We start from the raw sequence: 6084 nt of genomic DNA on the forward strand, positions 1-6084 counted from the left end.
GGAGATTTTCTTTTTTCGATCGAGTTTTTAAAGAAAATTATTAAAGCAAGTCTATGGGCTGGGTTAGTCGTTGGAATAGGGGCTTGGTTTGAAGAATATAAGTTACGTAGATGATGTTAAGATCCTAGTCTAAGTGCTGGGGTTTTCCTTTTAGCTACCACTCTGCTTCAATAATCCGGATAATTAATTGCCTGTAGTCAATGCACAGACCTGCACCAGCTACCCAGCCAAAAATTTTGTCATTTTCAGCAAGTATTACAAGGTCACACCAACCAGCCTGACTTTGGCACGGGCGGTAAATATACCCGAGCTATTCAAGCCGTTACGGCCTTTACACAAGGCATAATGGGTAACAACATTGTTACTGCGATTGCTAATGGCTCAGCGCCTTATCTTGCCAATGAAGTAAAAAATCAAATTCAAGGTAACAGTGTTGAAAGTGATATTCAGCGCACAATAGCGCACGGTTTGGTGAATGCCAGTCTTGCACTGGCAAAAGGTGAAAATGCGGCAGCACAAGCCACGGGCGCGATGACCGGCGAAACCATGGGTATTTTATCGCATTCACTTTATGGCAAAACCCCGAAGAACTTACCGAGCCTGAAAAGCAGAATATAAGTGCATGGGCAACGTTAGCTTCCGGCATTGCCGGTGGGTTAATCAGCGATAATAGCGCAGGCGTTACCAATGCCGCCCAAGCCGGGAAAGTGGTGGTTGAGAATAACTACCTGAGCGACTCAGAGCACCGCCAGAAGACGTCACTGGAGCTAAAAGAGAAGCAAGGTAAGATCACTGAAGCCGAGCAACAGAAACTCGTTGAACTGCGAATTAAAGATACAGAAACAACACAAAGATTACTTGATGCCTGTGCAGGCGGTGTTTCATCTGAATGTACCGCTGCTAGAAAAGACGTATTCGAAACGATAGATACCTACGTCAGTCTAACGTATCAAAATCCAAAAACAGCGCAGGCTGGCTATCAAGAAATCGAACGGTTATTGAACTCGACTTCACCCGAAGCACAGCAGGCGTACAATCTATTGGAATCCTATACTGAAGCCTTTAAAAACTTCGGTTATACCGATGAAGAGGCACGTACTCGTGCAGGAGTCTATGTCGGTTCTATTTATGTATTTGGTGGAATGTCTGCTATTGTGAATTCTGGGGCTCTTGTTAAGCAGTTTGGGAAAGATGTTGCGAAACCAAATGTTAAACCAAATGAAAGCTCATTGACAGGTAAGCCTTCACTTAATTTAGTAGAAGATGCGATTAGAAAGAATTTAGAAGCAAGTCAGAAAGGAAATGAATCTTCGAAGTTTGGGGATTACTTGACTAAAGAAGAACAAGTATTTGCTAATAAAGCACAACAAGAACTTGTAAGTGAAATTGGTAAATTCAAATCTAATACTCAAGCTGAAAAAGTTGCAACAATGATCGGTGCTTATGATTCTAAAACAGGCAAAATAGCAGTTGGATACAGTAATAAAGCAATTGATGCTGATTTATTACATCCAACAACAGTAAACTATATTGAGAAACAACTAGGCGTTAAAATAGGGGAGTTCACTAGTTTTTGTAAAAATAAAGCTGGGGCATGTGCTGAGGTGTCAGCGGCAGACTCTTTGGTTCGTCAAGGAGCCAAACCTGAAAATATTAAGTTTACAGATGCTTTACGGCCTAAAGCTTTTAGGCAAGAAAATGGAAATTTAAATTCAGAAAAAGTAACTGTTGAAACATGTGATAATTGTAAAGTCACATGGCCAAAAGGGACAAAATAATGAATATATCTAATAATGGTTGGGAACCAGGTTTTGGAGCTATCTATACTTGGTTTGCAATGGATAAACGAGGAAAAATAGCTTTAATGGTAAATAATTGTTGGGGGTGGCTACCCAACTCTCTTTTGTCCATTAATAATTTTGAAAGCTTGTTAGATGAACTTAATGAATTTAAATGGGAAGAGTCTGAAAAATATAAAGTTTATCCTGAAAATAAGAATGGTAAAACTATCCTTGATTTGTATTCTCCTCTTTGGCATAAAAATGCTGAACATAGAGCAAGTATTGAAGAATGGGTAGATAAACATCAAAATGAAGAACTTAATGAAATTAATATGCCATCTAGAAAAGGCTTTTTTATATATCATAGCTTAGAAGGTAGTAAGGAAGGAGAAGACTATCCTGTTGGTTTTACTGGAAAAACTAAAATGGGAGATTATTTTAGGTATTTAGTACCAACAATATACGCTTCAATCAATGATTTTCCTGAAGAATTACGTCATGGGATAGCTGTTTCGGATACAGTAGATTTTACTATCGATAGAGTGTTGGATAACGATAAAATCAACGAATACTTCCCAAAAATGTACCGCTAGTAATAATATAATTAAGGAGATTTTAGCGTAATACTAAGATCTTCTTACATTTTTATATGTTAATCTCCTTCAACTGCTTACCACTTAAGGTGAGTTTTGGGTTGGAGTTGAATTTACCTCGATTGGGAACGTAGTCCTCTGTATAGTGTCTGGTTTTAATTCTGCTTTATCTCTTTCTGAGCTCAAAAACGCACGTCTAGGCACTTGTGTTCGACGAGTAAAATACTCTGGGAAAATCGGGTTGTAACTAACATCACTGTCGCCGGCAGTGAGCTCAAAGCCGGTAAAGACTTGTCACTGTCTGCCGCATAAGATATCAATCTGGTTTCCGCGCAAAATACCGAACAGATCACCGGTAAAAACAGCAGTCAGGGTAGTAACGTGGGTATCGGTATTGGCGTTGGTTCTGGAGGGTATGGCATTACCGTTTCTGCGGGGGTTAATGCTGGTAAGGGGCATGAAAAAGGCAATGGCCTTACCCACACCGAAACCACGCTGGATGCCGGCCATAAACTCACCTTAAACAGCGGACAGGACACCACCCTCAAAGGCGCACAGGTCAGCGGTGAACAAGTCACCGTCAAGGTCGGTCGCGACCTCATCTTACAAAGTGAGCAGGACAGTGACCGCTATGATGCCAAACAGCAAGAAGTCAGCGTCGGTGGCGGTTACACGCTAGGTGGTACACCAAACATCAACATCAGTGCAAGCAAAGACAAGATACACAGCAACTACGACAGTGTGAAAGAACAAACCGGTATTTTTGCCGGTAAAGGTGGATTTGATGTCAGCGTCAAAGAGCACACTCAACTTGATGGTGCGGTGATGGCTTCCACTGCGGACAAAGATAAAAACCGTCTTGATACGGGCACGCTGGGTTGGAAAGATATTGACAACAAAGCCGATTTTACTGCTGAGCATACAGGCGGTTCAATGGGTACAGGAGGACCGATTGGCAGTCAGTTACTGACCAATGCAGCGGGTGGGTTATTATCTAATACCAATAACAGTGGTCAGTCAGAAGGCACGACAAAATCGGCCGTTAGTGACGGGACAATCATCGTTCGTCATGATGATAAGCAAAAACAGGATGTTAATACGCTTAATCGCGATACGGACCACGCCAATGACGGCAGTATTAACCCGATATTTGATAAAGAGAAAGAACAAAACCGCTTAAAACAGTCGCAGTTGATTGGTGAAATCGGCAATCAGACGATGGATATCATCCGTGCTGAAGGGGAAATCGCGGGCTACAAAGCGCAAAAAGACCCGGATGCATTAGCCATTGCAACACAGCAACTGGAAGTGGCGGGTAAAATACCTACTGAGCAGGCAATTAAAGAGCAGGCTTACGACAACGCCATGGCACAATATGGCACTGGCAGTGACGTCCAAAAAGCGGCTCAGGCGGTTACCGGTTTGTTGCAAGGACTGGCCGGTGATAATTTAGCAGGAGCGTTAGCAAGTGCTTCATCGCCGTATCTGGCAACTGAAATTAAGAAATGGACAACAGATCCTGAAACGAAGAAAGTCAACAGTGGCAAATGCGATGGCGCATGCTGTACTGGGTGCGGTAGTTGCAGAGCTGAATAACCAATCTGCTGTCGCAGGTGGATTGGGTGCCGGTGGCGGAGAGCTGTCCACTCATGTTATCTTAAACACCCTCTTCCCAGGCAAGAAGGTTTCTGATTTAAGTAAGAAGGAGAAACAGCAAGTCAGTGCATTGAGTCAGTTGGCAGCAGGTTTAGCGGGTGGCCTTACTACGGGGGATATGGCGGGTGCAGTCACTGCCGCGCAGGTAGGGAAGAATGCGGTTGAGAATAACTCACTATCTTCGGTTCTTCTTTATTAACAGGAGGAATAGCACCAGGAATGAGGTATTGGGGAACGCTCACAACCAATACAACTGGTGCAGGTATTTCAAGTTTAATTGATGGGCAATCACCTTGGGTCTCCATGGGAGGCGCATTAGCTGGTTCAACATTCGGCTATGGAGGCACAAAATGGCTAACTCATCGTCTGGATAATAAATTTAATCCTTGGTCTAGCGGACTGAAAGAGCGCCCATTAGTTGTAATGCCATCAATTACAGCTCCGCCGAGTGTATCAGTAGTACCAAATATTGTTGGAAGTGGTGCTGGTGCTCTGGGTTCCGAAGGTGCGAATAAAATAGTTACAGATAAAATAAAAAAATTGAATGACGAGGAATAAAAATGAGATTGCTTAAATATTTTCTTCTATTTTGGGTTGCATTCTCTTTTATGGTTTTCCTTATTTTATTAATAATAAAAGCTCTAATAGAATTAATATTCTATTTCTTAATAGAAGGTAGTTTTTTCTCTATTACTAAAGAGAATGTTATAGATTATATATGTTTGGGAATAGGATTTGGTTTTTTCTTTAGCATAGTTGCTTGTTTAGTCAGTTATCTTGAACATAAAAGACATTAATATTCTTATAAAGAAAAAATTAGCACTACACTAAGTTTTGTATGATTATTTCACTCCTCAGCCAACTGGATTATTAACAGTTTGATTTGGTGGATGAGGGGGGAATATCAAACTCATTTAGCCATCTCCTCTCTCAATAGTCAGTTTTGGGCTCGTGATTTAGTACTAATCCTTTGGCATCATTTTATTAGCATATTTTTTCAAATCTAAATTACGACCAATCTCTACCAAGCCCTTTCAAAAACCAAAGATAACGTCACTGAACGTGATGTTCAAAATTACCTTTTCCAACAAGGCTTACAGGACTATACCAACCAGTCTGACTTTGGCACGGGCGGTAAATATACCCGAGCTATTCAAGCCGTTACGGCCTTTACGCAAGGTATGATGGGCAATAGCATTGTCACTGCGATTGCCAATGGCTCAGCGCCTTATCTTGCCAATGAAGTGAAAAATCAAATTCATGGTAACAGTGTTGAAAGTGATATTCAGCGCACCCTTGCCCACGGTTTGGTGAATGCAGGGCTTGCATTAGCAAAAGGTGAAAATGCGGCAGCACAAGCCGCTGGTGCGATGAGCGGTGAAACGGTGGGTATTTTATCGCACTCACTTTATGGCAAAACCCCCGAAGAACTGACTGAGTCTGAAAAGCAGAATATAAGCGCATGGGCAACGTTAGCTTCCGGCATTGCCGGCGGTTTAATTAGCGATAATAACGCAGGTATCGCCAATGCCTGGAATTATAGGTAACCTCCTTGGATCCACTGGTTCAGAGTATTTAAATAAAGAGACTAGCGGAGTATTGAAGGAAATCACAATAGAGAACGAAAATGAAAGTAATTAATTATTTTTTAATGTTATTTTTTTGTTACTTTACACTGGTTTTTATTACATTCTTATTGCTTGGTTTTATTGTTGAATTTATTTATTATATGAAATTAGGTGTTTTTTATATTGATATATTTTTTTTTAAAAAAACCGATTGTTTTTGGGGGAGCGTTTGGTTTGAGTTTTAGTGGTATTCATCTATTTGTGAATTATTGGGAAAATAAACATTGAATGGCTAATTCAATCATTAAATAGATATTAATTTGTAGTGTCCAGCCAGACATCAGTCTGTAATTATTATCACTAAAAGGCGCAAGACATAATACTGAATATATGTGATTGGGTAGTATCACCTTGGGTCTCCATGGGAGGCGCATTAGCTGGTTCAACATTCGGCTATGGAGGCACAAAATGGCTAACTCATCGTCT

7 protein-coding genes and 1 pseudogene are annotated in these 6084 nt (G+C 41.1%); all 8 read left to right on the top strand.

Going from position 1 to position 6084, the window contains the following annotated elements:
• Window positions 1-345: 345 nt before the first annotated feature.
• The 8 genes and pseudogenes from DK858_RS17095 (at window position 346) to DK858_RS17125 (ending at window position 5577) form a co-directional block, all read left to right on the top strand.
• Window positions 346-618 carry a hypothetical protein gene (locus tag DK858_RS17095; RefSeq protein WP_109398435.1) on the top strand — a complete coding sequence of 91 codons (273 nt, stop codon included), beginning with the start codon at window positions 346-348 and terminating at the stop codon, window positions 616-618.
• Window positions 615-677, top strand: a pseudogene (locus DK858_RS18520) (hypothetical protein); the annotation flags it as partial. The gene DK858_RS17095 and the pseudogene DK858_RS18520, both read left to right, overlap by 4 nt.
• Before the next feature lie 33 nt (window positions 678-710).
• A complete protein-coding gene (locus DK858_RS18400; protein ID WP_267128370.1) occupies window positions 711-1778 on the top strand; it encodes a DUF6862 domain-containing protein in 1068 nt (355 codons plus the stop codon).
• Window positions 1778-2374 carry a hypothetical protein gene (locus tag DK858_RS17105; RefSeq protein ID WP_109398437.1) on the top strand — a complete coding sequence of 199 codons (597 nt, stop codon included), beginning with the start codon at window positions 1778-1780 and terminating at the stop codon, window positions 2372-2374. Before DK858_RS18400 ends, DK858_RS17105 begins: the two co-directional genes overlap by 1 nt.
• A 348-nt stretch (window positions 2375-2722) precedes the next feature.
• A complete protein-coding gene (locus DK858_RS17110) occupies window positions 2723-3970 on the top strand; it encodes a hemagglutinin repeat-containing protein (protein ID WP_267128371.1) in 1248 nt (415 codons plus the stop codon).
• Window positions 3927-4229 carry a VENN motif pre-toxin domain-containing protein gene (locus DK858_RS18405; RefSeq protein WP_228407362.1) on the top strand — a complete coding sequence of 101 codons (303 nt, stop codon included), beginning with the start codon at window positions 3927-3929 and terminating at the stop codon, window positions 4227-4229. Before DK858_RS17110 ends, DK858_RS18405 begins: the two co-directional genes overlap by 44 nt.
• Window positions 4230-4249: 20 nt before the next feature.
• On the top strand, window positions 4250-4588 hold the full coding sequence (locus DK858_RS17115) for a hypothetical protein (RefSeq protein WP_109398438.1): 339 nt from the start codon (window positions 4250-4252) through the stop codon (window positions 4586-4588).
• Window positions 4589-5214: 626 nt separating this feature from the next.
• Entirely contained in the window at window positions 5215-5577 is a 363-nt protein-coding gene (locus tag DK858_RS17125; RefSeq protein WP_162556676.1) for a VENN motif pre-toxin domain-containing protein, read from the top strand.
• The last annotated feature ends 507 nt before the right edge of the window (window positions 5578-6084 follow it).

This window comes from Proteus faecis (assembly GCF_003144395.1).
Taxonomy (GTDB): Bacteria; Pseudomonadota; Gammaproteobacteria; order Enterobacterales; family Enterobacteriaceae; genus Proteus; species Proteus faecis.